This window comes from Nitrospirillum viridazoti CBAmc, from assembly GCF_000730165.1.
Classification (GTDB): Bacteria; Pseudomonadota; Alphaproteobacteria; order Azospirillales; family Azospirillaceae; genus Nitrospirillum; species Nitrospirillum viridazoti.
Window position 1 is genome coordinate 172,359 of the sequence record NZ_CP022112.1, and the last position, 26,254, is coordinate 198,612.

General features: G+C 67.8%; 25 protein-coding genes. 10 read left to right on the forward strand and 15 right to left on the reverse strand.

What is annotated here, in order from left to right; all coding sequences use genetic code 11:
- Positions 1-12 precede the first annotated feature (12 nt).
- From Y958_RS22790 to Y958_RS22825, 8 genes are all read right to left on the reverse strand, one after another.
- Positions 13-321, reverse strand: coding sequence for a hypothetical protein (locus tag Y958_RS22790; RefSeq protein ID WP_088874269.1), 309 nt, complete (start codon positions 319-321; stop codon positions 13-15).
- 78 nt (positions 322-399) lie between these two features.
- Positions 400-3,189 carry a DUF5695 domain-containing protein gene (locus Y958_RS22795; protein ID WP_186291567.1) on the reverse strand — a complete coding sequence of 930 codons (2,790 nt, stop codon included), beginning with the start codon at positions 3,187-3,189 and terminating at the stop codon, positions 400-402.
- Between the two features lie 110 nt (positions 3,190-3,299).
- Positions 3,300-4,181 (reverse strand): LysR family transcriptional regulator, encoded by an 882-nt coding sequence (locus tag Y958_RS22800; protein ID WP_088874270.1) that lies wholly within the window; start codon positions 4,179-4,181, stop codon positions 3,300-3,302.
- Positions 4,182-4,288: 107 nt separating this feature from the next.
- Positions 4,289-5,323, reverse strand: coding sequence for a hypothetical protein (locus Y958_RS22805; protein ID WP_088874271.1), 1,035 nt, complete (start codon positions 5,321-5,323; stop codon positions 4,289-4,291).
- Between the two features lie 74 nt (positions 5,324-5,397).
- Positions 5,398-5,895 (reverse strand): DoxX family protein, encoded by a 498-nt coding sequence (locus Y958_RS22810; RefSeq protein WP_004272847.1) that lies wholly within the window; start codon positions 5,893-5,895, stop codon positions 5,398-5,400.
- Positions 5,892-6,629 carry an HvfC/BufC N-terminal domain-containing protein gene (locus tag Y958_RS22815; protein WP_186291568.1) on the reverse strand — a complete coding sequence of 246 codons (738 nt, stop codon included), beginning with the start codon at positions 6,627-6,629 and terminating at the stop codon, positions 5,892-5,894. Before Y958_RS22815 ends, Y958_RS22810 begins: the two co-directional genes overlap by 4 nt.
- Positions 6,613-7,461: an MNIO family bufferin maturase gene (gene bufB, locus Y958_RS22820; RefSeq protein ID WP_088874273.1), complete on the reverse strand. Its 849-nt coding sequence runs from the start codon at positions 7,459-7,461 to the stop codon at positions 6,613-6,615. The genes Y958_RS22815 and bufB overlap by 17 nt, the downstream gene beginning before the upstream one ends.
- 33 nt (positions 7,462-7,494) lie before the next feature.
- A complete protein-coding gene (locus Y958_RS22825) occupies positions 7,495-7,767 on the reverse strand; it encodes a BufA1 family periplasmic bufferin-type metallophore (RefSeq protein WP_088874274.1) in 273 nt (90 codons plus the stop codon).
- Between the two features lie 210 nt (positions 7,768-7,977).
- Here Y958_RS22825 and Y958_RS22830 point away from each other — a divergent pair, with 210 nt between their 5' ends.
- Positions 7,978-9,324, forward strand: coding sequence for an amidase (locus Y958_RS22830; protein ID WP_186291569.1), 1,347 nt, complete (start codon positions 7,978-7,980; stop codon positions 9,322-9,324).
- Here the strand turns inward: Y958_RS22830 and Y958_RS22835 are convergent.
- Complete coding sequence (locus Y958_RS22835; RefSeq protein ID WP_088874276.1) at positions 9,321-9,515, reverse strand: hypothetical protein; 195 nt, start codon at positions 9,513-9,515, stop codon at positions 9,321-9,323. The genes Y958_RS22830 and Y958_RS22835 overlap by 4 nt on opposite strands.
- A gap of 211 nt (positions 9,516-9,726) precedes the next feature.
- Here Y958_RS22835 and Y958_RS22840 point away from each other — a divergent pair, with 211 nt between their 5' ends.
- Together Y958_RS22840 and Y958_RS22845 are read left to right on the forward strand one after the other, a co-directional pair.
- Positions 9,727-11,163, forward strand: a complete 1,437-nt coding sequence (locus Y958_RS22840; protein WP_088874277.1) for a M20/M25/M40 family metallo-hydrolase — start codon at positions 9,727-9,729, stop codon at positions 11,161-11,163.
- 14 nt (positions 11,164-11,177) lie between these two features.
- On the forward strand, positions 11,178-12,485 hold the full coding sequence (locus Y958_RS22845; RefSeq protein ID WP_088874278.1) for an MFS transporter: 1,308 nt from the start codon (positions 11,178-11,180) through the stop codon (positions 12,483-12,485).
- A 93-nt stretch (positions 12,486-12,578) separates the two neighbouring features.
- Here the strand turns inward: Y958_RS22845 and Y958_RS22850 are convergent, their stop codons facing one another.
- Positions 12,579-12,884: a hypothetical protein gene (locus tag Y958_RS22850; RefSeq protein ID WP_040846122.1), complete on the reverse strand. Its 306-nt coding sequence runs from the start codon at positions 12,882-12,884 to the stop codon at positions 12,579-12,581.
- Positions 12,885-13,310: 426 nt separating this feature from the next.
- Between Y958_RS22850 and Y958_RS22855 the strand changes: the two genes are divergently transcribed.
- Together Y958_RS22855 and Y958_RS22860 are read left to right on the forward strand one after the other, a co-directional pair.
- Positions 13,311-14,405 (forward strand): YyaL domain-containing protein, encoded by a 1,095-nt coding sequence (locus Y958_RS22855; protein WP_145727534.1) that lies wholly within the window; start codon positions 13,311-13,313, stop codon positions 14,403-14,405.
- A 127-nt stretch (positions 14,406-14,532) separates the two neighbouring features.
- A complete protein-coding gene (locus Y958_RS22860; RefSeq protein WP_088874280.1) occupies positions 14,533-16,200 on the forward strand; it encodes a methyl-accepting chemotaxis protein in 1,668 nt (555 codons plus the stop codon).
- Positions 16,201-16,212: 12 nt separating this feature from the next.
- Here Y958_RS22860 and Y958_RS22865 read toward each other — a convergent pair whose 3' ends face one another.
- Positions 16,213-16,443 carry a hypothetical protein gene (locus Y958_RS22865; RefSeq protein ID WP_145612381.1) on the reverse strand — a complete coding sequence of 77 codons (231 nt, stop codon included), beginning with the start codon at positions 16,441-16,443 and terminating at the stop codon, positions 16,213-16,215.
- A 410-nt stretch (positions 16,444-16,853) separates the two neighbouring features.
- Between Y958_RS22865 and rfbB the strand changes: the two genes are divergently transcribed.
- The 3 genes from rfbB to rfbA are packed head-to-tail and all read left to right on the forward strand — an operon-like array spanning position 16,854 to position 19,772.
- Positions 16,854-17,924 carry a dTDP-glucose 4,6-dehydratase gene (gene rfbB / locus Y958_RS22870; protein ID WP_088874282.1) on the forward strand — a complete coding sequence of 357 codons (1,071 nt, stop codon included), beginning with the start codon at positions 16,854-16,856 and terminating at the stop codon, positions 17,922-17,924.
- An 11-nt stretch (positions 17,925-17,935) separates the two neighbouring features.
- Entirely contained in the window at positions 17,936-18,829 is an 894-nt protein-coding gene (gene rfbD / locus Y958_RS22875) for a dTDP-4-dehydrorhamnose reductase (protein ID WP_088874283.1), read from the forward strand.
- Positions 18,830-18,887: 58 nt separating this feature from the next.
- Positions 18,888-19,772, forward strand: coding sequence for a glucose-1-phosphate thymidylyltransferase RfbA (gene rfbA / locus Y958_RS22880; protein WP_088874284.1), 885 nt, complete (start codon positions 18,888-18,890; stop codon positions 19,770-19,772).
- Between the two features lie 154 nt (positions 19,773-19,926).
- Here the strand turns inward: rfbA and Y958_RS22885 are convergent, their stop codons facing one another.
- Entirely contained in the window at positions 19,927-20,715 is a 789-nt protein-coding gene (locus Y958_RS22885) for a helix-turn-helix transcriptional regulator (RefSeq protein WP_088874285.1), read from the reverse strand.
- 195 nt (positions 20,716-20,910) lie between these two features.
- Between Y958_RS22885 and Y958_RS22890 the strand changes: the two genes are divergently transcribed.
- Together Y958_RS22890 and Y958_RS32555 are read left to right on the forward strand one after the other, a co-directional pair.
- Positions 20,911-21,258, forward strand: coding sequence for a ribbon-helix-helix domain-containing protein (locus tag Y958_RS22890; protein ID WP_050898184.1), 348 nt, complete (start codon positions 20,911-20,913; stop codon positions 21,256-21,258).
- 198 nt (positions 21,259-21,456) lie between these two features.
- Positions 21,457-22,911, forward strand: coding sequence for a methyl-accepting chemotaxis protein (locus tag Y958_RS32555; RefSeq protein WP_244909656.1), 1,455 nt, complete (start codon positions 21,457-21,459; stop codon positions 22,909-22,911).
- 73 nt (positions 22,912-22,984) lie between these two features.
- Here Y958_RS32555 and Y958_RS22900 read toward each other — a convergent pair whose 3' ends face one another.
- The 3 genes from Y958_RS22900 to dctP are packed head-to-tail and all read right to left on the reverse strand — an operon-like array spanning position 22,985 to position 25,972.
- The gene (locus Y958_RS22900) at positions 22,985-24,331 is read right to left on the reverse strand and encodes a TRAP transporter large permease (RefSeq protein WP_088874286.1); all 1,347 of its coding nucleotides are present in this window, start codon (positions 24,329-24,331) and stop codon (positions 22,985-22,987) included.
- Entirely contained in the window at positions 24,318-24,899 is a 582-nt protein-coding gene (locus Y958_RS22905) for a TRAP transporter small permease (protein WP_088874287.1), read from the reverse strand. The genes Y958_RS22900 and Y958_RS22905 overlap by 14 nt, the downstream gene beginning before the upstream one ends.
- A complete protein-coding gene (dctP, locus tag Y958_RS22910) occupies positions 24,896-25,972 on the reverse strand; it encodes a TRAP transporter substrate-binding protein DctP (RefSeq protein WP_088874288.1) in 1,077 nt (358 codons plus the stop codon). The genes Y958_RS22905 and dctP overlap by 4 nt, the downstream gene beginning before the upstream one ends.
- Positions 25,973-26,254: the final 282 nt, after the last annotated feature.

Genomic DNA, 26,254 nt, shown 5'->3' on the forward strand with positions numbered 1-26,254 from the left:
TCCCGCCCCGCCTCAGCGGTGCAGCCAGAACCGGTCAAACAGGTACAGTGCCCCCGCCCAGGCCAGGACCATGGCCAGGGCGTGGTGCTTGACATAAGCCGGGAACTTTCGCGCCGACAGCAGGATCAGCACCGGCACGCCGGCGACCACCAGCGGCATCAGCAGCCACACCATGGCTGGTGCCGTCCCGCCCTGGGCGCCATCATTGGCCGCCACCACCGTCAGGAACAAGGCGGGGAAGATGGCCATGCACCCGCCCACGATCAGCAGGAAGCCCAGCACCCACAGGGCGACTTTGCAGATTCGGTCGAGATGGGTCATAGGGTGGGCCGGGGGGGATGGTTGGCGAGACCCGTCCTCTATGGCATCGAATGGCCCCGTTGGGGAAGGGGCGGCGCCTTACACCCGCTCCACCGCCACCTTCCGCGTCCCCGCCGGCAGCGCCACCGTCACCCAGGCGGTTTCAGCGACCACCTCGACCGCGCCGCCCCCCGTCACCCGGTAGCGTCCCTTGGGCAGGCCGCGTAGGCGCAGGGTGGGGGGCTGGCGCTGGGCATCGCCGTCCAGGGTCAGGCGCAGGCGGGCGTCCGCCGGGTGCCAGGCGATGCTGTCGGTGGGGGCGAAGCGGGCGCCCTGGACCTCCAGGTCCAGGCGCTGGCGGGCCAGGCGGGCGTGTTGCAGCCGGGCGTGCAGGCGGCGGCGGACGCCGTCGCGCGGGGTGATGGTCAGCCAGCCGTCGGCCTCCGCCAGCGTGCCGCCGAAGCAGAACCGGCCGAACACGGGGTCGTCGCTGACCAGGGTGGCGGCCATGCGCAGGGCGCCGCAGAAGCCCAGGTCGCTTTCGCTGGAATAGTACCAGCTGCCCCGGTGGTGGGGCTGGCCCAGCCAAGTGGTGCCGTGGGATGCGGGCTCGAACCCGCCGCCGGAGGCGCCGTCGTTGGCCTGGCCCGGATACCAATAGCCATAGCCGCTTTCCGCCGTGCCGCTGTTCACCAAAGCCCAGGCGCTCATGAATGAGGTCCAGGCCAGGCGCAGATGGGGTCGCCCGTCTTCGGCGTCGTTCAGGGCGTGGTCCGCCAGGGCCCAGCCGCCCATCTGCGCCATATAGGTCAGGGTGAAGGCGTCGCCGCCGGCGGCGCGGTAGTCGCTGCCCAGGTAGTAATAAGCGGGCTCTATGGTGCCGCGGCAGAACAGGTTGGCGGCGATCTGCGCCTCGGCGAAGCGCCGGGCGGCGGCGTGGGTGACGGGGAAGTCCGGCTGGCCGGCATGGTCCAGGGCATAGCGGGCCAGGGCCTGGGTGGACTCGAAGCCGGTGGAATCGAAGGGATATTCCGAACCGAAGAGGTCGGGCTTGCCGTTCACGAAGAAGTCGACCTTGCGCACCCAATGGCCGCGTAGCTCCGCCGCCTGGGCCGTCTTCCCCGCCGCGCCCAGGGCGTCGATCAGTTCGGGGATCACCACCTCATTGTAGAAGCCGGTCTCATAGGCGCTCCACTGCTCGATCTTCATCGGGATGGTGAACAGGGCGCGGGCGGTTCCGTAGGCCCGCTCCAGATATGTCGCGGCGTCCAGCCGGGTGGTGATGCCGGGATAGCGGGTGGCGACGCGGTAGAGGCCCAGGTACATCGCGATGATGTGCGGGTAGTCGTAGGGCCGCCAGTAATGCTGGCGCCCCTTGGGGCCGGGGTCGGCACTGTCCCGGTTCTTCTTCCAGTCGGGAATACCGTAGAGGGCGTAGCTGTCCTCCTCCTCCGTCGTGCGCTGCAGCCCGCCCCAGACGAAGTGCTCCACATAGTCATCCAGCGCCGCCACCTCCGCCTGCACCGGGTGCTCGGCGTTCTTGCTGGCGAGGTAGGCGGGTTTGCTCAGGCCCGGATCGTCGCAGCTCACCTCATAGATGCGCCAGCCTTTGATGCGGTCGTAATTGTCGGGGCCCAGCAGGGTCTGGGTCTCCTGGTTCCATTCGGCCAGCAGGCCGTTGTACCACTTGGCGGGATCGCGGTGCTGGTGGGCGGCGATGAAGGCGGCGCGCTTGGCAATCAGGGTTTCCACCGGTTCGGTGGCGAAGAACTCCAGATGCGTGGCGCGCCCGTTCCCGTGGCGGATGGTGACCAAATTCTCGCCCAGGCGGCGGAAGCGCAGTTCATAGATGCGTCGACCGTTGCGGATGCCCAGGTCCAGGAGGGTGGTCTGGTCGGGATGTTCCGCCTCGACGGCCTCGATGGTGTCCAGGCTGCGCAGCGCGATGCGGCCGGGCAGGTCGGTGGGCAGGGTCATGCCCTGCGCCACCTCCACATCGATGCCGCCGTGGGTCACCAGGGTATTGCGCACGCCGACATAGTCCGGGGCCCAGGTGAAGCGGGCGCCGAAGCGGCGGGTTTCGCCGGCCCCCAGGGTCAGGCTGGTCAGCGGCTGGCGCCAGCGGCCGCCCTCCGCCCTCATGGCTTCGCCCGTGGCGGCGGCGTGGACGAAGACCTGATAGGGACGGTAGGGCCGGACGGGGCTGTCGCTGTCCTGCCGGGCGCCTTGGCGCGGCTGCCAATATTCGAAATGCGTTTCCCGTTCCGGCGTCATGACCAGATAGGGGCCGACGCTGTTGGACCGCATCCAGAACAGGAAGGAGCCGTGACCGGAGACGAAACTGTGCTTCAGCACAGAGGATGTCGCCGGCTGCTTGGCCTTGAACTCGGTATGGAGGGGCAGGGGCAGGGCCAGGTCGCCGATCTCCAGCGGGGTCCCCGTGCGGTTGGTCAGCACCACCTGCCAGCCGAGATCGCCGTCTGCCACACCCAGCCGCAGGGTCAGGCCCAGGGCCGGCCCGGCCTCATCCGTGATGTCATAGTCGGCCACGCGGGCCTGGCCGTCCGCCTGGTCCAGGTGGCCGGGTGTCAGGCCGGCCGTGTCGACCACGCGCCAGGGGGCGCCGCCGTCACGGCGATAGGCCAGGGCCACGTGGCCCAGCGCCTGCCCAGGCTCCAGGTAATCGGTGTCGAAGGCGTCGCCGGATGCCCGCAGGCTGGTCAGGCCGGGACCGTCGAAGGTGAGGGCGAAGGTATGCATGGCCGGCTTGGCTGCACCGGCCATCGCCGGGGCGCGGCTCGCCAGCACGGCCCCAGCCGCAACGCCCCCGGCGGCCAGCATGACGTCACGGCGGCGCGGCCCCCCGGCCGGCTTGTTCTCACGCTTCATGATCGCAGGACCCCTTGCCAATCCGTTCCTTCAGCCCTCTTTGGCGGGGCCGATTTTGGATACAATATACAGATTGATCGGGGCCGGGAAGGGGCTTAAGCGGCGGCCGTCTATGCTGTGCCACCCCAATCGTAACGGCGGGCCAGGGCCATGAACTCGCGCAGGGCGGGGGAGTGGCGGCGGCCGGCGACGCTGGCCAGGCTGACGGTGCGCGACAGTTCCGGCTCGATCAGGGGGCGGGTGGCGATGCCGGGCAGCATGGGCAGGAATTCCGGCATCACGGCGCAGCCCAGGCCGGCCAGGATCATGGCCTGGATCCAGTCCTCCCGCTCGCTCTCGTAACAGACGCGGACGTCGGCGGGGTCGGGGATGCCCAGGCTGTCGAAATGCTGCGGATATTCGCAGTTTACCCGGTTCAGATAGTCTTCCTGGTCCAGTTCGGCCAGAGGCACCACGTCCATGGCTTCGAAGCGGTGGCCGGGGGCGAAGGCGACGGTATACCGCTCGCGGTACAGGGGCTTTGCCTCCACCCGGTCGGGCAGGTCGGGCAGGCCCAGCAGGGCGCAGTCCAGTTCCCCCTCCATCAGCAGGCCCAGCACCTCGCGTCCCGGCGCGTCGCGCAAGGCGACCTCCACCGAGGGCAGGGCCGCGCGGAAACGCTTCAGGAAGCCCACCAGGCGGGTGGGCCCGATGGTGCACATGACGCCCAGGCGCACCCGGCCCTTTTCCAGCTTACCGAAGCTGCGGGCCTCCAGCTTGGCGGACTCGCTGGCATGGAACACCGCCTCCAGGTGCGGGCGCATCAGGCGGCCCAGGTCGGACAGATGGGTCAGGGTGCGTTCGCGCACGAACAGCGGCCCGCCCAGTTCCTCCTCCAGCTTCTGGATGGCCTTGGTCAGCGAGGGCTGGGCCACGCCGCAGGCCTCCGCCGCCTTGGTGAAGTTCAGGGTTTCGCACAGCGCCACGAAGTAGCGCACCTGGTTCATTTCCATGGCGGGTTCATTTCCATGAGGGGCATTTCCCTAGAAACGGCGGCGTCCGGCCTTGTTGAACCATGCCGGACGCCGCCTGTCGCGGGGAAACGTCGCCGCACGGGGACTTACGAGCGCGGGCGCAGGCCCAGCCGGGTGTTGACGGCGTCGACCACATAATCATAGGCGGCCAGCAGGTGGACGCCGGTGTTGAGGAAGCTGCCGCCCTGCGGGCTGGGGCCGCCGTTCAGGATGCGGCTGGGCGACGCCGGTTGGCTGGGGTCGCAGTTGACGTTGGGGCTTGGGCCGTCGGCCGGCTGGGTATTGACGAAGCTGTAGTTCAGCGCGGTGACGCCGGCCTCATCCTCCGCCTGGATGGTGATGGCGGTGTTCAGCCAGGGGATGGGGGGCTGGGGCTCGGGCACGACCCCGATGAACATGTTGGTGATGCCGGCGTCCATCAGCATCTGCGCCTGGGTTTGGATGGGCGTTCCGCCCTGCGGCGTCACCGTCAGCTGCACCCAGGGTAGTTGCAGGCCGCTGGGGCTGCTGGAATCGGCCACCAAGGGTAGGAAGCGATAGCCCTGCAGGCTGTCGACGGTCTGTCCCAGGGTCACCAGGCCGTGCCGGCCATTGTCCTGCAAGGCCGCCGTCAGGGCATAGGCCGGCAGCACGGCGGGGTCGGGCTCCAGCATGTCGCGCAGATTCAGGAAGGGGTTGTCCAGCGCCGTGGCGGCATTACCGGATGGGGTCAGAGTGGCCTTGGCCTCTAGCCCGATGCCCACGCCCAGCATGTAGACCGTGTCGTCGTTGGTGCAGGCCATGACGCGCACCGGGCCCAGGACGGTGGTGCCCTGGGGTGTGCCGTCGCCCACCTGCAGGCCGGTGACGACCACGACGGGACCCGTGCGGGTGTTGCCGCTGGGCTCATAGGTGAAGGTCAGCGTCTCCCCCGCGGGCTGGGCCCAGGGCTGGAAGTTGCCCTCGCCATCCTGCAGCGTGGCGATGGGCACGACGATGCCGACCGAGCCCGTGTCGATGTTCACGCCGTGGCTTGCCTGGTTGGGGAAGAACAGGGTGGTGGAGAACAGGCCGGGCAGGTTGCCCGCCATGTTGATGGTGGGCTGGAAGGTGATGATGCGGGTGCCGTACTGGATGCTCATGGTGTCGCTCCTCAGGCAGGATGGGACCGGCCTGAGAATGTCCGTGCGGCGGGTTTGTTCCAACTGTTATGATCTTACAAGTTGTGACTCGCCGCCGGGTCCAGCCGCCGGCGGACCAGATGGTCCAGCGACAGGACGCCGGGGCCGCGCAGGATGATGGGCACCAGCACCGCCGACCACAGCAGATGGTCGGGCCAGCTTTCGGGATAGACGAAGATCTCGATCACCAGGGTCATGCCGAACAGGGCGCCGGCCGACAGGCGCGACGCCAGGCCGACGACCAGCAGCACGGCGCACAGGTTTTCCGTGATGCTGGCCAGCACGGCCGCCACCTCCGGCGGGATCAGAGGCACCTTGTACTCGTCCCGGAACAGGTCGAACGTGGTGTCGTTGATGTGGAAGCCCGTCACCTTGGTCTGGCCGGACCGCCAGAAGACGGTGGCGGCCGCCAGGCGCCACAGCAGGGCGTCCAGCCCCCGGGGAAACCGCTCCAGCCGGTGGACGAGGGCCAGCGCCAAGGCGATGGGCGCGGGTTTGCCGGGCGCGGTGGTGGGCGTCAGGGGCAGGGTCATGGCAATTCCACTCCGGTGAAGACCTGCGCCGCCAGCAGGCCCGTTAATTCGTGTTCCAGATTGAAGCCCGCGTCCAGGGCCAGCGCGTTGTCCCAGGCGCTGCCCAGGGGCAAACCGGCGCCCAGGGCCATCAGCAGGGCGAAGGCGCCAGGCCCGAGGCGGATCAGCAGCACCTCGGCCGCCGGCCGCACCACCAGCAGGTGGGTGTCACCCTCGGTGTCCAGGTCCACCGTCGCGTCGCCGGCGTCCGGTTGGTTGGCCCGCCAGACGCGGTCCACCGGCCAGGGGCTGGTGACGAAGCGGTGGCTGGGGTGCAGGCGCCAGACGGCGTCCTCCACCGCGTCGCCCAGGGTAGCCAGGGCGCCCGCGTCCAGGGGTGCCGCCTCCGTCGCGTGGTAGGCATGGGTCCATGCCGCTTCCAGCCGGGCGACGTCGGCCAGATAGGGCAACTGCCGCGCCACCTCCTGCCCCCTCAGCCACGCGGGGAAGCCGGTGCCGTACCGTAGCAACGGCGCCTCGTGGGGCGGTTCGTGGCGGACGTAGGCCTGGGCCAGGCCGATGAAGCAGGCCTCGCCCACCAGGCGGTGGGTGACGGGGAAGCCGGCGGCAAGGACCGCCGCCAGGCCGCCCAGGGTGTTGTCACGGTGCAGGCCGGCGTTGGGCAGGGGCGGGGTGCCGGCGGTGGCCAGCACCCAGTCGCGCATGTCGCGCTGGCGCTCAAGCAGCGTGGGCATGAGCCCCATCCTTTCCGGGCAGGACCTCGGCGATGCCGTCCGCGGTGGCGGCCTCGGCCAGCAATTCGGCCAGGGGCGGGATGTTGGCGTCCCGCTCCACCAGGGTGGGGATGGGGCCGAAGCGGGTCAGCGCCTGGCGGTACAGGTCCCACACGGCGGCTGTCACGGGGGCGCCATGGGTATCCAGCAGCACGGCGCGGCCGTCATGCTCGACGGGCTCGTGCCCCGCCACGTGGATTTCGCCCACGGCACCGGCCGGCAGGGCGGCCAGGTAGGCCCTGGCGTCCAGCCCGACATTGTGGGCGCTGACATGGATGTTGTTCACATCCAGCAGGATGCCGCAGCCGGTACGGCGGGCCAGTTCCGCCAGGAAGGCCGCCTCGTCCCAATCGCTTTCCGGGAAAGCCGTGTAGCTGGACGGGTTCTCGACCAGGATGCGGCGGCGCAGGGCCGTCTGCGTCTGGTCGATGTGATCGGCCACCAGGGACAGGCTGGCATCGGTATAGGGAATGGGCAGCAGATCGTTGAGGTAGGTGCCATCGATGCGGCACCAGGCGAGATGCTCCGACACCAGTTCCGGCTGGTAGCGATCCACCAGGGCCGCCAAATCAGCCAGGTGATCGGCATCCAGCGGCTCCGCCCCGCCCAGGGACAGGCCGACACCGTGGATGGAGACGGGATACGCCTCACGCAGCGCGGTCAGCCAGCGGTGCGCCGGGCCGCCGGCGCTCATGTAATTCTCGGCATGCACTTCCAGAAAGCGCAGGGAGGGGCGGCGGGCCAACAGCTCGGCCGTATGGCGGGCCTTCAGGCCGATACCGGTGATGCCCATGACGGCTCCCTCCCTGGCTTCTGGTGTTAAGGCTTACTTCTTAGCGGGTTCGGTGCTGCCGCCCGAGATCTTGGCGCAGGTGCCGGCCGGCACGGCGATGAAGGCGCCGGGATCGCGGTCCTTGGTGGCATGGCCGGCGCAGGAGTTGCTGTCGGTCTTGCAGTCGTTGTGGCCGGCCTTCACGACGCCGTAGCACTTCTCCATGTCCGCGGCCTTGGCCGGGGCGGCGGCCAGGGTGGCGCCGGCGACGGCGGTGGCGACGATCAGGCCCAGGCCCAGGCGGCGGGAAACGGTAGTGGTCTGCATTTTGAAATCCCCTCAGGTTTGGTGGGTGGTTGCGATGGGCTGACGCTAACCCCGTACCCCCCGGTCTGTGAAATGCAGGGGGGATATGAATTCGATAGCGGCCGGATATGGCGTCCGGTTGTCGCACCTCTTGCCGGGTTGCGGGCGGGGCGCCGCCCGTGCCAGGGTTCCACCGGCCCCGAAAAACGCCCCATCCGAAGGCGCCGTCCCATGGATCTCACCACCGCCCTCGCCGCCCTGAAGGACGGCACCCTGACCGCCCGTGACCTGGCCGAGGCCTGCATCGCCGCCCGGGCGGAGCGGCCCGAGGCCCGCGACAATCCCTATGTCGCCTTCAGCGCCGGCCTGCTGCGCACCCAGGCGGACGCCGCCGATATCCGGCGAGCAGCGGGTCAGCCGCTCGGCGATTTCGACGGCATCCCCTTGTCGCTTAAGGACAATTACGGAACCGGAACGGTTTGTGGCGGCACATGGCCGGTATTCGCCGGGTCCCCCCGTCGCCTGCCGCCCATGTGGAACCAGCCGGGCGGTGTGGTGAGCCGCCTGCTCGGCCAGGGCGCGGTCGTCACCGGCAAAACCCGCATGGTGGAATTCGCCTTCGGCGGCCTGGGCGCCAACGGGCACTGGGGTACACCGCGCAACCCCTGGGACCGTGATCACCACCGCGTGCCCGGCGGGTCCAGCACCGGCGCGCCGCTCAGCCTGCATGAAGGGTCCGCCCTGCTGGCGCTGGGCACCGACACGGCGGGGTCGGTGCGCATTCCGGCGGCCTGGAATGGCCTTTATGGCTACAAAAGTGCGCGGGGGCACCTGGCGACCGACGGCATCGTGCCGCTGTCGCCCCGCCTGGACACCGTGGGCATCCTGGCGCTGACGGCGGATGACCTGGCCCACGGCTATCGCCTGGTGACCGGCACCGCCATCGATCCGCTGATGGACCCCGGCGTCATCCGTATCGGCCGCGCGCCGGCCGCGCTGTGGCAGGACTGCAGCCCCGGCGTGGTCGCGGCGGTGGACACCGCGCTGGATCGCCTGACTGAGGTGTTCCGCCCGGTGGGCAGCGTGACCATTCCGGAATTGGATGAGGCCTTGGCCCTGTTCCGCCGGGGCGGCCTGGCGGGGGCGGAGATTTATGGCTTCCTTGGCCAGGAATTGCCGGCCTGGCTGTCCAGCCTGGATGCCTATGTCGGCCCCCGCATCCGCGCGTCGGCCGATGTGCTGGATTATGACGCGCGCGTCGCCTTCCTCGACCGCTTCGCCAACGGCGTCCAGGCCCTGTTCCATGATGTCGACGTGGTGGCGCTGCCGACGGTGGCCATCACCCCGCCGCTGCTGGCCGATCTGGCGGAGCCGTCGGCCTATGGCCGCGCCAACCTTATGGCGTTGCGCAACTGCTGCGTCGCGAACCTGGGGGACATGGCGGCGGTCACCCTGCCGGTGGGCACGGACGATGCCGGTTGTCCCGTGGGCTTGCAGCTGCTGGCCCCGCGCGGCGCCGACGCCCGCCTGCTGGCCATCGCCCAGGCGGCGGCGGGATACCTGGTGGGGGAGGATTAAGGGCGTTGCCCGCTGGTCCGTAGCCGCCGGACAAGGGGGGTGATGAAGTCGTCGATCAGCACATACAGGCCGAAGGCCAGCAAGAAGCCGCCCATGAAAAAACCGCGCCAGAAAATGGCGTGGTGGGACAGAATCTGCCGGTCGATGATGTACCCCCCACCACCGATCATCGCCACCATGACGATGAACAAGGCGGCTTTCCGTATCCATCCGCCCATCGCGGTCCTGCCCCTTTGGCGTTGCCCCGCGGTACGGTAGCACAAGTCAACCGGGCAAGGCATGGCAGGACTGCCGCTCGCGACCGCGCGACCCGTGTACCGGCCCTTGCCTGGGGCGAGACGCTAACGCATCGTGGCGCCATAAGATTCCGGCAGTTCAGTCACCAAATCATAGGGAAGCCCGATGCCCCAACGCCCTCGGTCCGTGCGTTCGCTGTCCGTCCTGCTGCTGGCCGGGGCGGCGCTCCATAGTACCGGGGCTTGGGCCAAGCCCGCCAAACCCGATGTCCCCGTGTCCGAGGCGTCCGCCGTCGGGCCCGTTGACGACCACCCGGTGCTGCGGGAGATCGCCGCCCAGGTGGATCCGGCGCAGCTGCACGCCACGGTCGAAAAGCTGGTGTCCTTCGGCACCCGCCACACCCTATCCGACACCATGTCGCCTGACCGCGGCATCGGCGCCGCCCGTGCCTGGGTCAAAGGCCGGTTCGAGTCCATCTCCAAGGACTGCGGCGGTTGCCTGACCGTGGTGACGCCGGCGCAGACCGTGTCGGGCAAGCGCGTGCCCACCCCGACGGAGGTCATGGACGTGGTGGCCGTGCTGAAGGGCACGGAGGAGCCGCAGCGGGTCATAGTCATCGCCGGCCACCTGGACAGCCGCGTGACGGACGTGATGAACGCCACGGCCGACGCGCCCGGCGCCAATGACGACGCCTCCGGCGTCGCGGCGGCCATCGAGGCGGCGCGGGTGCTGTCCCACCACAAGTTCCGTGCCACCCTGGTGTTCGCGGCCCTATCGGGAGAGGAGCAGGGCTTGCTGGGCGGCAAGGTGCTGGCCGACTATGCCAAGGAACAGGGCTGGCAGGTGGAGGCCGACCTCAACAACGATATCGTCGGCAACACCCAGGGCGAGGACGGTGTGGTGGACAACACCCATGTCCGCGTCTTCTCCGAAGGCACCAAGGCGGTGGAGACGATGAAGCAGGCCAATCAGCGCCGCTATTCCGGGGGCGAGGTCGACAGCCCCTCGCGCAACCTGGCGCGCCATATGGCCGGCATATCTTCCCGCTACCTGGATAATTTCAGCGTGCGCATGGTCTATCGCACCGACCGTTTCGGTCGCGGTGGCGACCAGGTCCCCTTCCTGGAGGCGGGCTTCCCCGCCGTGCGGGTGACCGAGGCGCATGAGAACTACACCCGCCAGCACCAGGACCTGCGCACCGAGGGCGGGGTGCGGTATGGCGACACCATCGACGGTGTCGACTTCCCCTACCTGGCCCAGGTGACCCGCCTGAACGCCCTGACCATGGCCAGCCTGGCCTGGGCCCCGGCTCCGCCCAGCGACGTGAAGGTCGAGGGTGCCTTGAAGCATGACACCACGCTGAGCTGGGCCAAGGTCCCGGGCGCCGTGGGCTACCGCGCCTGGTGGCGCGACACTCTGGCGCCCACTTGGCAGCATGACCGCTGGGCGGGCGACGCCGCCACCGTGACCCTGTCCAATGTCGTCATTGACGACTGGTTCTTTGGCGTCGCGGCCGTTTCAAAGGACGGTTATGCCAGCCCGGTGGTATATCCGGGCCCCGCCGGATCCTTTGTCGCCGTGCCCGACCCCGCTGGACCGTGAGCAGCAGAGACGTGATGAGCAGCACCCCTTCCAACGCCGCCGCTCCTGACCCTGCGCCCCATGACGGGCCGGCCCGCAAGGGCTGGGGCGGGGCGCTGCGCCACCCGGCCTTCCTGCGCTATTGGCTGGCGCGCATCCTGTCCATGGGGGCGCTGCAGATCCAGGCGGTGGCCGCCGGCTGGGCCATCTACGACCGCACCGGCAGCACCATGAATCTTGGCCTGATCGGCCTGGCGCAGTTCCTGCCCTCCGTCGGCCTGGTGCTGGTCACCGGCCACGCCGCCGATCGGCTGGACCGCCGCCTGATCATCACCATCTGCGTGGGCGTGGAGGCCGCGGCCATGGCCATGACCGGGGTGGTGCTGGCATCGCCCGACCTGCCGGTGTGGCTGGTCTATGCCGCCGTCATGCTGTTCGGCGCCGCCCGCGCGTTCGAGGCGCCGGCGTCCTCCGCCCTGTTGCCCAACCTGGTGCCCAAGGCCGACTTTCCCAACGCGGTGGCCATCAGCTCATCCGCCATGCAGGTGGCGGGCGTGCTGGGGCCGGCGCTGGGCGGCGTGCTCTACGCCGGCCTGCATGACTGGGTTTTCGGCGTGGGCGCCGGCTTCCTGGTGCTGGCCGGCCTGATCGTGATCGGTATCTCCGCGCCCTCGCGCGCCGTGACCCGCGCCCCGGTCAGCTGGGACGGCATCCTGGGCGGCGTCCGCTATATCCGCCAGCAGCCCATCGTGCTGGGCGCCATCTCGCTGGACCTGTTCGCGGTGCTGTTGGGCGGCGCCACCGCCCTGCTGCCGGCCCTGGCGCGCGACCAGTTCTCCGCCGACGCCGGCCTCTTGGGCCTGACCGGGCCCATGCTGCTGGGTGTCATGCGCGGCGCGCCGGGGGCGGGTGCCATCCTGGTGGGCCTGACCTTGGCCGCCAGGCCGTTGAAGCGCCGGGTGGGGCCCATCATGCTGGCCTGCGTGGGCGTGTTCGGCCTGGCCACCATCGTCTTCGGACTGACCCATTCCCCGGCCATCGCCTTGCTCAGCCTGCTGGTCATGGGGGCAGTCGACATGGTCAGCGTCTTCGTGCGCCAGACCCTGGTGCAGCTGGGTACACCTGATGAGATGCGTGGCCGGGTCAGTGCCGTCAGCGGCCTGTTCATCGGCGCGTCCAACCAGCTGGGCGAATTCGAGTCGGGCCTGACGGCGTCCTGGCTGGGAACGGAATTGGCGGTGGTGGTGGGCGGCATCGGCACGGTGGCCGTGGTGGCGCTGTGGTGCGTGCTGTTCCCGGCCCTGCGGCGGGCGGACAAGCTGGACTGGTCCGCCGCCACCTGACGGAGGGCCTATCAAAAAAGCCAATAAAAAAGGAAGGATGGCAGCGGGCCCATCCTTCCTTTTTTTGAAATCAAACGCTGAGCGTGCGGACAATCAGCCCTTGGCCTTGAAAGCGCGCAGCTGCTTGTTGAATTCGTTGGCGATGGTCTGCATCTGGTCGACGGCGGCGTTGTACTTGGCGGAGCCGGCGGCCTTATCGTTCTCCAGGCACTTCAGGAAGTCCTGCATGTCCGCCATGTAGCCCTTCACCGAGGCGCTGGCGCTGGTCATCTGCTCGGTGGTGGCGCCGGCGCCATCGGGGATGGACGGCGGGTTGGCGTGCGTGCTGCACTCGGCCAGCGCGGGGCCGGCGACAAAAAGGGAAACGGTGGCCAAAATGCCCAGGAACTTCGTGTTCATCGCTGATCTCTCTTCTCTGCTGCCCCGGTGTCCGCCATTCTTTGCCGCGTAGCACAAGGGGGTGTTGGACCCAAAGCCTTATGCTGCACCTGCGACGGCGGCCAATTGTTTACGGGCGGTTTATTAGCAAAACCTTACCAAGATGAAAACAAGTCCCGCATGCATCGTTGGGCTGCGTTGCACGCGGGGTTGTGGAACCGGTGAGGTGTATATTTGGGCCGGCTACTGCCCCGCCACCATCATTCCGACAAACTATGAGAATATATCTGTCGTTTGTTTTGGGAAATTATCATGCATTTTAGGAAAATTGCCCTGGCAACGATCTATTTTTGCCTGGCAAGCCCGTTGGGGCCAGCGGCCGCGCAGACCTGTGTTGCATTGCAGCATGCCGTACGGGGCGCCGCGCCCGGATCGGGCCCCCGTTTCGTGGTCAGCTACCCCGGCGACACCCATCCCGCCTTGGCGCACAGCGCGTTCACCTACGACAACGCCCTGACCACCATCGCCTTGGTGGCATGCGGCCATGTCGAGGACGCCCGCCTTGTTGGCGACGCCCTGGCACGGGCGGCCACCACCGACCGGACCTTCAAGGATGGGCGGGTGCGCAACGCCTACCGCGCGGGTGCTGCCGCCAGCCCGCCTCTGCCGCCCGGCTGGTGGGATGACAAAGCCGGCCAATGGGCGGAGGACGGCTATCAGGACGGCAGCGCCACGGGAAACGTGATCTGGGCGGCGCTGGCCCTGCTGACGCTGCACGAGGCGACGGGCGAGGCGGCCTATCGTGACCGCGCTGCCGGCCTGATGCGCTGGGTGGCGGACCTGATGGCAGACCCCGCCCAGCCGGGTGGGTTCATCGGCGGACTGGACGGTTTCGATCCCGCCCAACAGCGCCTGAATTACAAGGCGACGGAACACAACATCGATGCCGTGGCGGCCTTCACCTGGCTGGCACGCTTGACGGGCGACGCCGCCTGGACCCGCCACGCCGCCCTGGCGCGGGGTTTCGTCGCGGCGGCCTGGGACGGGACGGAGGGGCGTTTCCGCATCGGCACCAAGCCGGACGGCCGCAGTTGGGCGCCCGGGGCGGCGCTGGACATACAATTATGGGCGCATCTGGCCATCGGGGATGCGCCGGCCGATTGGCGCCGGTCGCTGGCTTGGGTGGAGGTGCACCACGCCACCGCCGGCGGCTTCGACTTCAATGACGACCGCGACGGCGTCTGGATCGAGGGTACGGCGCAGGCGGCCCTCACCTACAAGATGCTGGGGCAGTCGGACAAGGCGGCGGCGGCCCTGGCCACCGTCCAGGCGGCCAGGGAGCCGGGCGGGCTGCTCTACGCCACCGCCGCCGGCACGGTCAGCACAGGCCTAGCGGTCGGCCCGAGTTCAACCACGGACGACTTCCGCTATTACCACCAGCCCCATCTGGGCGCTACGGCCTGGGCCGCCCTGGCGGAGACGGGCTGGAACCCCTTCACTGGCCGGCGTGTGGAGGTGAGGGAAAAAGCCACGCGGCCGTAAGTCAATGACCAACTTATTCATCGTTTGTTAAGGGCGTTGACGGGAGGATTGAAGGTCCTGTCGTGCCGGCGGAACCGGGGGAAAGCAGGTCACAAGTCATCATTGCCGTGTTTCATGGGAGTAGACGATGAAGCTGGGCACGAAGATTCTGTCGCCGGTCATCATTCTTGCCATGGTTGCTTTCCTGGTCTTCTTGTCGGGTGTTGTAGGATTGTCGAGGGTCAATCAGGGCGCCAGCGCCGTGGTCCAATCCAACACCCGGATCCTGACCGCCGCAGAACTTCGGGCTACCAGTCGGGCCCTGCAACGCGACGCCTTGAACCTCATCGCCGAGGAAGCGGCCGGCCGCAGCGAAATCCTGCAGCGCTTCGGCAGCCGCTTGAAAGAAATGGCGGACCTGAACGATAGGCTGGAGCCCATGCTGGTGGCGGCCAAGGCGCCGGAGGCGGGCCGCCTGGGGCCCCTGGAACGCGACGTTATGACGGCGCTGGAACTGGTACGCGCCCAAGTCGCGGCGGGCAAGGCGGAGGAGGCGCAGGCCACATTCCGGACCCAGGTGCGAACGGCGGAGAGAGCGGCATCCGCGCTGACCGACCCCTTGATCGAGCGCGGCATCGCCCGCATCGCCGAGGAGGCAACCGACCTATCGGCCACGCAGTCGATGACCCTTGGAATCATGATCGCCACGGCGTTGCTGGGCATCGTGGCGGGTGTCGCGCTGTCGCTGTTGATCGCCCGGCGCGCCGTGACCGAGCCCATCATCCGGGTCACGCAGGCCATGGCTCGTCTGGCCAGCAAGGACTACGCCTTCGACCTCGCCGGGGCCAACCGCGCGGATGAGGTTGGGGACATGGTGCGGGCCATCACCGTCTGCCGGGATGAAATGCGGCGGGCCGACGAATTGGAAGCGCAGCAGGCGCGCGACCGCGCGGAGCGGGAGGCCAAGCAGGCCCAACGGCTGGCCCTGGTGGAGACCTTCGTCGCGCGGATGAATGGCATGTCGGGGGATTTGAACGAAGAAGCCGGCCACCTCCGCACCAGTTCCCAGTACCTGTCACAGGCGGCGCAGGAGACCAGCGTACGCACCGACCAGGCCTCCACGGCCACCAACCGGACGGCGGCCAACGTGCAGACGGTGGCGGCCGCGACCGAGGAATTGTCCGCCTCTATCCGGGAAATCAGCGCTCGCGCGGCGGAGACGGCCGGCACCTCCAGCACCGGTGCCGACGAGGCGCGCCGCGCCGCCAGCCAAGTGGCTACCTTGCAGGAGGCGACGGGCCAGATCGGTCATGTCGTGGACTTGATCAACGGCATCGCCGGGCAAACCAACCTGCTGGCCCTAAATGCCACCATTGAGGCGGCGCGGGCGGGAGAGGCCGGCAAAGGCTTCGCCGTCGTGGCGCACGAGGTCAAGGCGCTGGCGATGCAGACGGCCAAGGCCACGGACGAGATCCGCACCCAGGTGGCTGCCGTTCAGGGGGCGACCGGGGCTGCGGTGACCTCCATTGGGCACATCGTGGAGATGATTACCGCCATCAGCGCCATGGTTGGATCCATTGCGTCCGCGGTGGAGGAACAGGCCTCCGCCACAGCGGAAATCACCCGCAACGTTCAGGAGGCGGCCAACGGCACCGATGCCATCACCGCCGACGTCGTCGGCCTTGCGCGCACCGCCCGCGACACTGGGCGGGCAGCGGATACCGTGCGCGACGTGGCCGGCGGAATCGCCGTCCGCTCCAGCGATCTGAAAAGCCACGTGGGTCAGTTCGCCGACGCGTTGCGCCAGTCCGCCTGACAGCGCATTGGCCTAGCGGCGCACCAGGGCCGCACCCATCAGCACCACGCCCAGGATCAGGGCGGCGGGACCGACGAAGGGGGGGACGACGTGGGTGTTCTCTTCCTTCGCGGTGACCTTCAGGTCGCCGATCTTGGCCAGTTCCTTGGTGTCCTTGGTGGTGAACATGGGTACGGCCAGGGCCAGCACACCCAGAACCACGATAACGGCGCCGGTGATCAATAGTCCGCTCTTGCCAGCCATTTCTCTCTCCGTTCTCAGGTCCGCTTGATCATATGGTGCCCTGTATTGACGGGCGTTTTTTCGTCTTCAACAGTATCGTATTCGGCGCATTCGTCACGGTTGCTTTGGTCGTACGTCAATATCCCGGCCGCGGTCCTCCGTGATTTATGACGCAGACCTATAGCGTAGGCTCGCGAGCAGTTGTTTATTCGCGTTGCCCTAGGTTGATGGCGACAGGGTGTACCACCAGCGGCCGGGCAACCCTACTTTTGGCGGGACATTGCGGATGCTCTGTCGGCTCGCCGTGTCGGAACGATAAGGACGTACATCACCGGGTTTGCTTTTGGCCGGCGCGGAGTTGTATTTTCGGGCGCATTGTTCAGACCTGCCGCCCGGGATGGCAGGACGAGGGTCTTCAAGGAGTTTGGCGCGTGAAGATAATGGTGACGGGTGCGGCCGGTTTTATTGGGTCCGCGGTGTGCCGCCTGTTGGCGTCCGAAGGGCAGGACGAGCTGGTGTGCGTGGACAAGCTGACCTACGCGGCCAGCCTGGAAGCCATCGGTGAGGTTCTGGCCGGGGGCCGTGCCGTCCTGGAAAAGGCCGATGTCGCCGATGTCGAGGCCATGCGCGACATCTTCAGGCGCCATCAGCCGGACGCCGTGATGCACCTGGCGGCGGAAAGCCATGTCGACCGCTCGATCGAGGGGTCGGGCATCTTCATCCGCACCAACATCAACGGCACCCATGTGATGCTGGAAACGGCGCGTGAGTACTGGCAGGCCCTGCCGGAGGAGCGCAAGGCCGCCTTCCGCTTCCACCACATCTCCACCGACGAGGTCTATGGCTCGCTGGGTGAGGATGGGCTGTTCCGTGAGGACACGGCCTATTCGCCCAACTCGCCCTATTCCGCCAGCAAGGCGGCGTCGGACCATCTGGTCAACGCCTGGTACCACACCTATGGCCTGCCGACGCTGCTCAGCAATTGCTCCAACAACTACGGCCCCTTCCACTTCCCGGAAAAGCTCATCCCGCTGATGATCCTGAACGGGATGGAGGGCAAGAAGCTGCCGGTCTACGGCAAGGGCGACAACGTCCGCGACTGGCTGTTCGTGGAGGACCATGCCCGCGCCCTGGTGCTGATCGTGCGCAAGGGCGTGCCGGGGGAGCGCTACAACGTTGGCGGCAACGCCGAGCAGCGCAACCTGTACGTGGTGGAAACCATCTGTGACCTGCTGGACGAGCGCCTGCCCAGTGCCACCAAGCGCCGGGACCTGATCACCTTTGTGACCGATCGTCCGGGACACGACCAACGCTACGCCATCGATGCCTCAAAGATCAGGCGCGAGCTGGGATGGGAGCCGTCGGTGACATTCGAGGAAGGCATCCGCCGCACGGTCGATTGGTACCTGGCGAATCGCTGGTGGTGGGAACCCATCCGTGAGGCCAAGTATTCCGGCCAGCGCCTGGGCGTGACCGCCCCCGCCGCGGCCGCCGTCGGCTGAGGGTGCGTCTCATGACGGGGAAGAGCGTGGGGACCATTCGGGTATTGCTGCTGGGCGGGGCCGGCCAGGTGGGCTTGGCCTTCCAGCGGGCGGCACCGGCCAACTGGCAAGTCTCGGCCCCGGGCCGCGAGGCGTTGGACATCGCCAACGCCGATGCCGTCCTGGGGGCGGTGTCGGCCGCCGATCTGGTGGTGAACTGCGCCGCCTACACGGCCGTGGACAAGGCCGAAAGCGAGGTCGACGCGGCCTATGCCGCCAACCGTGACGGTCCGGCGGCGCTGGCCCGCGCCTGCGCCGCGCGCGGTACCCCCCTGTTGCACCTGTCGACTGATTACGTCTTCGACGGCACCAAGGTTGGCCCGTATGTGGAAACCGACCCCGTCGGCCCCGTCAGCGTCTACGGCGCCTCGAAAGAGGCGGGCGAGGAGGCGGTGCGGGCGACTTTGCCGGCCCATGTCATCCTGCGCACGGCCTGGGTCTATGGCCCTGACCGCGCCAATTTCCTGAGGACCATGTTGCGCCTGGGCGCGGAGCGGGAAGAGCTGCGCGTGGTGGCGGATCAGCACGGCTGTCCCACGGCGGCGGCGGACATCGCCGACGCCCTGGTGGCGGTGGGCAACCGCATCCTGGACGGCCAGCGCGACGGTTTCGGCACCTATCACCTGTGCGGCACCGGCGCCACAACGTGGCACGGCTTCGCGGCGGAGATATTCGCCCAGGCCCAGGTGCGGGGCGCCAGGGTGCCGCGCTTGGTGGCGATCGGTACGGCGGACTATCCCACCCCGGCCAAGCGGCCGGCCAATTCGGTGTTGGACTGCGCATTGCTGGAGCAGGTTTTCGGCTGGCGGGCGCCGGCCTGGCAGGACAGCCTGGCCCGCAGCCTGGATGTCCTCCTGCCGGCCTGATCCTGACGCCACAACTTAAGACTTTCCGTTAACCTTATAAAATACAAGGCTTATTGAAATGAAGGGCATCATCCTCGCGGGCGGCTCCGGCACCCGGTTGCACCCCCTGACCAAGAGTGTCAGCAAGCAGTTGCTGCCCATCTATGACAAGCCGATGGTCTATTACCCGCTGTCGGTCCTGATGCTGGCCGGCATCCGCGACATCCTGCTGATCAGCACGCCGCACCATCTGCCCCTGTTCCAGGATTTGCTGGGCGACGGCGCGCCCTGGGGCATCAGCCTGTCCTACGCCGAGCAGGCGGCGCCAAACGGCCTGGCGGAGGCCTTCATCATCGGCCGGGACTTCATTGGCAACGACCCCTGCGCCCTGGTGCTGGGCGATAACATCTTCTACGGCCAGGGTTTGAGCGCCCAGGCCCAGAAGGCCGCCTCGGTGAAGGATGGCGCCACCGTCTTTGCCTATTGGGTTGAGGATCCGCACCGCTATGGCGTGGTGGAATTCGACGAGCGGGGCCGCGCCATCAGCATCGTGGAAAAGCCGAAGGAGCCCAGGTCCAACTGGGCGGTGACCGGCCTGTACTTCTACGACAATCGGGTGGTGGACGTCGCCCGTGAGATCAAGCCCTCGCCCCGTGGCGAGTTGGAGATCACCGACGTCAACAACGTCTATCTGCAGCAAGGCAACCTGCTGGTGGAACGCCTGGGCCGCGGCACCGCCTGGCTGGACACGGGCACCCACGATTCGCTGCTGGAGGCGGCGGAATTCGTGCGCACCATCGAGCATCGCCAGGGACTGAAGATCGGCTGCCCCGAGGAAATCGCCCTCGAACTCGGCTTCGTGGATGAAGAGGCCGTGCTGTCCCAGGCCCGGGCCTACAAGAACAGCCCCTACGGCCAGTACCTGCAGCGCCTGGTCAGCCGTCGCCGCGCGTCGCAGTATTAAGGCTCCCTCGATGAGCAGGGTGCCGGCTGACCCCCGGCGCCCCTTTTCTGCGTCCCTCTTCCAGGCTCGCGACCGCGAGCCCCGCAGCGAGCACCGTAGGGCTGAGCGAGGATAGCCGAGGCCGCGGATGCGGCCGCTGGCGCCTGAAGCACACTTAAGGATAAATCAGGCCCATCTGAATGGCCTTGGCCACAGCGTGGATCTTGGAGTAGCAGCCCAGCTTTTCCAGCGCATTCTGCAGGTGGAAGGTCACGGTACGGCCGGAGACGCCGATGATCTCGCCCGTTTCCTCCACCGTCTTGCCCCGGCTGGCCCACACCAGGGCTTCCTGTTCACGCTGGGTCAGTGTCGGCGGCGGGGTGACGGGTGTCAGGCGCATGCTGACCACCCGTTCATGGAAATAAAGGGCGCTGAGGCGCAGCCACGCCGGCGCGGAATCCGGGCTGATCAGCCCCTCCGGCTTTTGCGTCCAGAACAGGCTGACCACCGCCGAGGCCAAGCGGCCCTGCGGGTCGACCGTGTGGGTCGGAATGACATAGCCCTGGGTGTAGCCGTGATCGGCGGCCGAGGTCATGACGGCGATGGCACGCTGAGCGTCCTGCTTGGCCCGGCCGCGCGCCGGCATATCCAGCTTGGAGGGCGCTTGCAGGCTGGCATGGAACTCCGGCACGTCGGCCCAGGTCAGGGGGGCGGCCTGCCGTTTCGCCATCACCATCAGCGGGTCATGGCTCATATACCCTTCGGACAGGTAGGTGTGGAGAAAATCCTCCCGCACCGTCGTGCGCACGAAAAGGTCCGGTTCGCCCGGCGCCGGGCCTGGGCGGCTGTCGATGTAGCTGACGGCGGCGTAGCCGAGGTCCTGCGCTAACTGACTGAATGTATTAAATAAATCCTCAGGATTGTCAGGCTGGCCCAACCGGTTCAGGGCTTCGTCCAGGATCATGGGAGAGCGTCCAAGGGCCCCGGGAGGGGCGCGCGATTGATGGGTTGGGGCACCTCTTTCGCGTCAAAAGCGCCTAACCCTGTATGAGTCTACAGTTATGTAACTACATTTCCCCCGCTTTGATAAGGACCGCCATCACACCCCCGGATAATGCGCTCCGGTAGCGCTTCCGGATCCTTATCTCGGAGCACGGACATGACCGTACTGACCAGCCATCGCCTTCCGTTTCCGGTTCTGGCCGCCGTGCATCAGGCGACGGCGCCGCGGTCCCTGGTGCCGCGCAGCGTCCGCGTGGGCAGCCGCCGCACCTCCATGCGGCTGGAGCCGCAGTTCTGGACCGGCCTGGACCTGCTGGCCCGCCAGGAAGGCTGCCAGATCGCCGAGTTGCTGGACGTGATCGACCGCTCGCGTGATGACGAGACCAGCCTGTCCAGCGCCGTGCGCGTGGTCGTGGTCAGCTACTTCCAGTGGCTGGCGTCGGTGGAGACCTTGGCGACCCCCGTGCAGGCGCCGCAGCAGAACCTGAGCCAGGCGTTCTTCTGATCGACGCTTCCCGCGCCGTTCGTTGATGTCAGGTCATCGGGGCCCAATGGGCGCCCCCAATGGGGCCCCCGCTTCATGGCATATTAGTGATCCAAGTCAAGGCAAGGCGCACCGGGAACGGTTATCTGGGAAAACCTTTTCCGGGAGATTGGCCCCATGCCTGCCGCATCGCTTGCCTCTGCTGCAAATCTAACGCCCTTGGACCGTGTTCGCCGCACCACCACGCTGTTGGTGCTGACGTTGCTGGTGGCGCAGATCTTCGTTCTTCTGGCTGCCCAACTGGTGGTTCTGGGCGGGTTCGACTGGCGCCAACCGGCGGCGACGCTGCTGGTCGTGCTGGTGGCGGCGGGCGCCTGGGCAACCCTACCGCCGCCGGCCAGCCGCCTGGTGCTGGCCGCCTGCCTGCCTCTGGCCGGCGCCCTGTCCATTTGGGCCTTCGCCGGCAACCCGTGGCAGACGGGCATGCAGGTCTATGTCTACATCCTGGTCGCCGTGTCCGCCGGCTTTTGCGACGGGCGCACGCTGGCGGCATCCGCGGCGGCCGTGGCGATGTTCTTCATCGTCGGCGGGCTGGCGGTTCCGGAGTCGGCGGGCGTCCGCGGTGGGGAATATCTGCGCATCCTGATGTACGTCTGGCTGGTGGTGTTCGAGGGTGCCCTGCTGGCCTGGTTGGCCCAGACCATGGCCCGGTCCTTCCAGCGGTCGGACGAGGCCCTGGCCGATGCCCGCCAGGCGCATGAGGAGCTGGCCCAGGCGACATCCGCGCGCGAGGCCATGGCCGCTCAGGCGCGGGACGAACGCAACCGCCTGATGCTGGCCCTGGCGCGGCGCCTGGAAAGCGACGTCGGCGGCCTGGCGGGCGAGGTGGCGGGGGCGGCCACCGACGCCCGCGGCTGTGCCGATGATCTGCGCGCCCTGGTGCGCCGCGGGTCGGACAACGCCGGCGCCATCGCCGCTTCGGGCGGGGACGCGCTGGACAGCGCTTCGCAGGTGGCGGACGCGGCCTCGCAACTGTCTGAGGCCATCGCCGAGATCAGCAGCCAGGTCGCCCGCTCCTCCGGCGTGACGCGCGAGGCGGCGGAGCGGGCGCGCTCCGCCCAGGCCATCATCAATGGCTTGTCGGAAGCGGCCTCCAGCATCGGCAGCGTGCTGGCCACCATCAGCGAGATTGCGGAACGCACCAACCTGCTGGCGCTGAACGCCACCATCGAGGCGGCGCGCGCCGGCGTGGCGGGCAAGGGCTTTGCCGTCGTGGCGTCGGAAGTGAAGAACCTGGCCGGCCAGACCGGCCTGGCGACGTCGGAAGTGGCGCAGAAGGTGGCCGCCATCCGCGACAGCACACAAGAAGCGGCTGACGCCATCGAATCCATCGCCACCGTCATCTTCGACGTGGACGCCGCCACGTCCGCCATTGCGGCGGCGGTGGAGGAACAGGACGCCGCCACCAAGGAGATCGCCCGCAGCGCCGCCGAGGCGGTGCAGAGCGCCGGCGCCGCCGCGCGGGGGTGTGAGGAGACGTTGTCGGCCTGGACCGACACCAACGGCTCCGCCGACGGCATTGCCGATCTGTCCAAGCTGCTGTCCGGCCGGGTGGAAAAGCTGCAGACCGTGGTCGATGGCGTGGTCGCCGAGATTCGTACCGACGCGGCCTGACACGGGGGCCAAAGCCAGGAAAAGACGAAGGAGGCGGCCCCGGCGGGACCGCCCCTTCCTGTTGGCGGCTAATTCAGCCGGCGTAGACGGCGGTCGGCAGCCAGGTGGCGAGGCCCGGCACCAGGCACAGCGCCAGGATGGACACCAGCATCAGGCCCACGAAGGGCAGCACCCCCATCACCACGTCGCGCAGGGGGATGTCTGGCGCGATGTTTTTGATGACGAAGATATTCAGGCCCACCGGCGGGTGGATCAGGCCCATCTCCATAACAATGGACATGATGATGCCGAACCAGATCAGGTCGAACCCGGCGGCCTTCAGCGGCGGCAGGATGACGGGCGCCGTCATCAGGATGATACTGACCGGCGGCAGGAAAAAGCCCAGCACCACCACCAGCACCAGGATGGCGGTCAGCAGCACCCATTTCGACAGCTGCATGCCCACGATCCACTCCGCCGCGCCCTGGCTGATGTGCAGGTAGCTCATCACGTAGGAATACAGCAGCGACATGCCGATGATCATCATCAGCATGGTGGACTCCCGCAGGGTGGACATCAGGATGGGGCCCACCTGCGCCGGTCGCCAGATACGGTAGATGCCGGCCACCATCACCAAGGCCAGGACGGCGCCCAGGCCCGCCGTCTCCGACGGGGTGGCGATGCCGCCGTACAGCGCGAACATCACGCCGATCAGCAGGATGACGAAGGGCAGCACGCGCGGAATGGCGGCGAAGCGTTCGCGCGCTGTGAAGGTGTCGGTGCGCAGAAGTTCTGACCACGTCCCGCCTTGGGCGTAGGCCGCCGTAGCCGCCGCCTTTTCCTGGCGATAGCGCGCCACGGCGTAGATCGCGAACAGCACCACCATCAGCACCCCCGGCCCGATTCCGGCCAGGAACAGGCGGCCCAGCGACTGCTCCGCCGCGACGGCATAGAGGATCAGGGTGATGGAGGGCGGCAGCAGGATGCCCAGGGTGCCGCCGGCGGCGATGATGCCGGCGGCGAAGCCGGGGGAATAGCCGCGGCGGCGCATCTCTGGGATACCGGCACTACCGATGGCGGAACAGGTGGCGGGGCTGCTGCCGGCCATGGCGGCAAACAGGGCGCAGGCGAAGACGTTGGCCACGCCCAGGCCGCCCGGCACCCGGCCCATCCATACATGCAGGGCGGAATAAAGGTCGGAACCGGCGCGTGACCGGCCGATGGCCGCGCCCTTCAGGATGAACAGGGGGATGGTCAGCATGGTGATGCTGGCCATTTCCTCATAAACATTCTGGGTGACGGTATCCAGCGAGGCCGCCGGCATGAAGAAGTACATGAACACCACGGCGACGGCGCCCAGCGCGAAGGCGATGGGCAGGCCGGCGAACAGGGCCACCAGGGTGGCGCCACCGTAGAGCAGGCCGATCTCAACCGTGCCCATGGGCGCGTCCTTCCATAGGGTCATCCCCCGCCTGGGGTGCTAGCAGTTGCAGGGCGATCTGCAGGGTCAGCAGGGTCATACCCGCCGACATGGCGAGGTAGGGGATCCACAGGGGCGGCGCCCAGGAGGAGAAGGTGGCGTATCCTTCCACCCAGGCCTCATGGCACAACACCCAGGACTTCCAGGAGAAGAAGCCGCAGAACAGCAAGGAGATCAGATCCGCCACCCGGCGGCGCACGCGCTCCACGCCTGTGGGCAGCAGCCCGCCCACCGCCTCGATGGCGACATGACCACGGCGGGATTGGACGTAGGCCGCGGACAGGAAGGTGGCGCCGACCAGCAGGAAAATGGCGGTCTCATCCTGCCAGTCGGACGACTGATGCAGGAAGTACCGGGCCAAGGCCTCTTCGGTCATGACGATGCCGGCGGCCACCACCGCCACCGCCGCGACGGTGGCGATGATGCGGTTGGTCCAGGCCAAGGCCATGCCCGCCCAGCGGATGGGCGCCGACGCTCCCCGGGGCAGGCGCGCAGCCCCTGGCCCCTTGTCAAGCCCGGCAGCCCTCATGCCACGTCCTCGGCCAGCTTCAGCAGGGCCGCGGCCTCGGCGGAACGGTCGGCGAAATCCTTCCAGGCGGTGTCGCGGGCGATGGCGCGCCACTCGTCCATCACCTTGTCGTCCATGTCGACGACCTTCACGCCCGCCTTGGCATAGATCTCAGCCACGCGCTGGTCGTCCTTCCTGGCTTCTTCCAGGCCGAAGGGCTCCAGCGACTCACCCACCGTCAGCAGGGCCTTCTGCTGGGCGGCGGGCAGGCCGTCGAACACGATCTTGGACATCATCAAGGGTTCCAGCATGTACCAGAAGCTCTTCTGCCGGGCGGCGGTCAGGCTCTTGCTCTGCTCTTCCAGCTTGAAGGAGATCAGGCTGGTGGAACTGGTCACGGCGGCGTCCAGGTTGCCGGTCTGCATGCCGGCATAGATCTCGTTGGACGGAATGGAGGAGACGGCGGCGCCGGCCGCCTTGAACATCATGTCCATCTCGCGCGACCCGCCCCGGATCTTGATGCCCTTCACGTCGGCGGGATGCAGCACCGGGGTGCCGCGCGCGGCCACGCCGCCCGCCTGCCACACCCAGGTCAGGATTTTCACGCCCTTGGCCTCCAGCGCCTTGGTCAGCGCCTCACCGATGGGCTTCTTCTTCCAGGCCAGGCCCTGTTCATAGCTGGTCACCAGGCAGGGCATCAGGCCCAGGTTCATCTCCGGAATCTCACCACCGCCATAAGGCATGGGGTAGAGGGTGAAGTCCAAGGCCCCCTTCCGCAGCGCCTGCAGCTGCGCCACTGTCTTCATGAGGGAGGAGGCGGGGTAGACCTCGAACTTCAAGGCGCCCTTGGTCTCCGCCTCCACCTGCGCCGCGAACTTGCGGCACAGCCGGTCGCGGAAGTCGCCCTCCGTCAGTGTGCCGCCGGGGAACTGGTGGGAGATCTTCAGGGTGGTCTGGGCCTGGGCCAGGCTGGGGAGCAAGCCGCCGGCGCTCAGCACCGTGCCGCCTAGGGTCAGGGCAACGGGGCTGGCCGCCATGCCCCCCAGCAGGGCGCGGCGCGACAAGGCGGTGTTGGGCGTCTGATCGGTCGACATAGGGGCGTGTTCCTCACCGTGGGCAAGCGCCGGTCTTCTTCTGGTCCGGCGTTGGGGTTGGGCCTGAAGCGTCGGTTCTGACAAGGAAACGGGTAAAGGCGGGGCCGGGTGTGGCGGCCCGCTCAAGCACTTGGGCGCCAACTCCAGCGCGCTGATCATCCTGGCTTCCGCAATTGCTCAGTAAATGCTGCAATGGCGAAATATGTCTTTATTTGCAGATGCTTGGGTGATGGAAGCATGTCAGAGCGGCTCGGGGGCGTCAATCTCTGAAACGCAAGATTG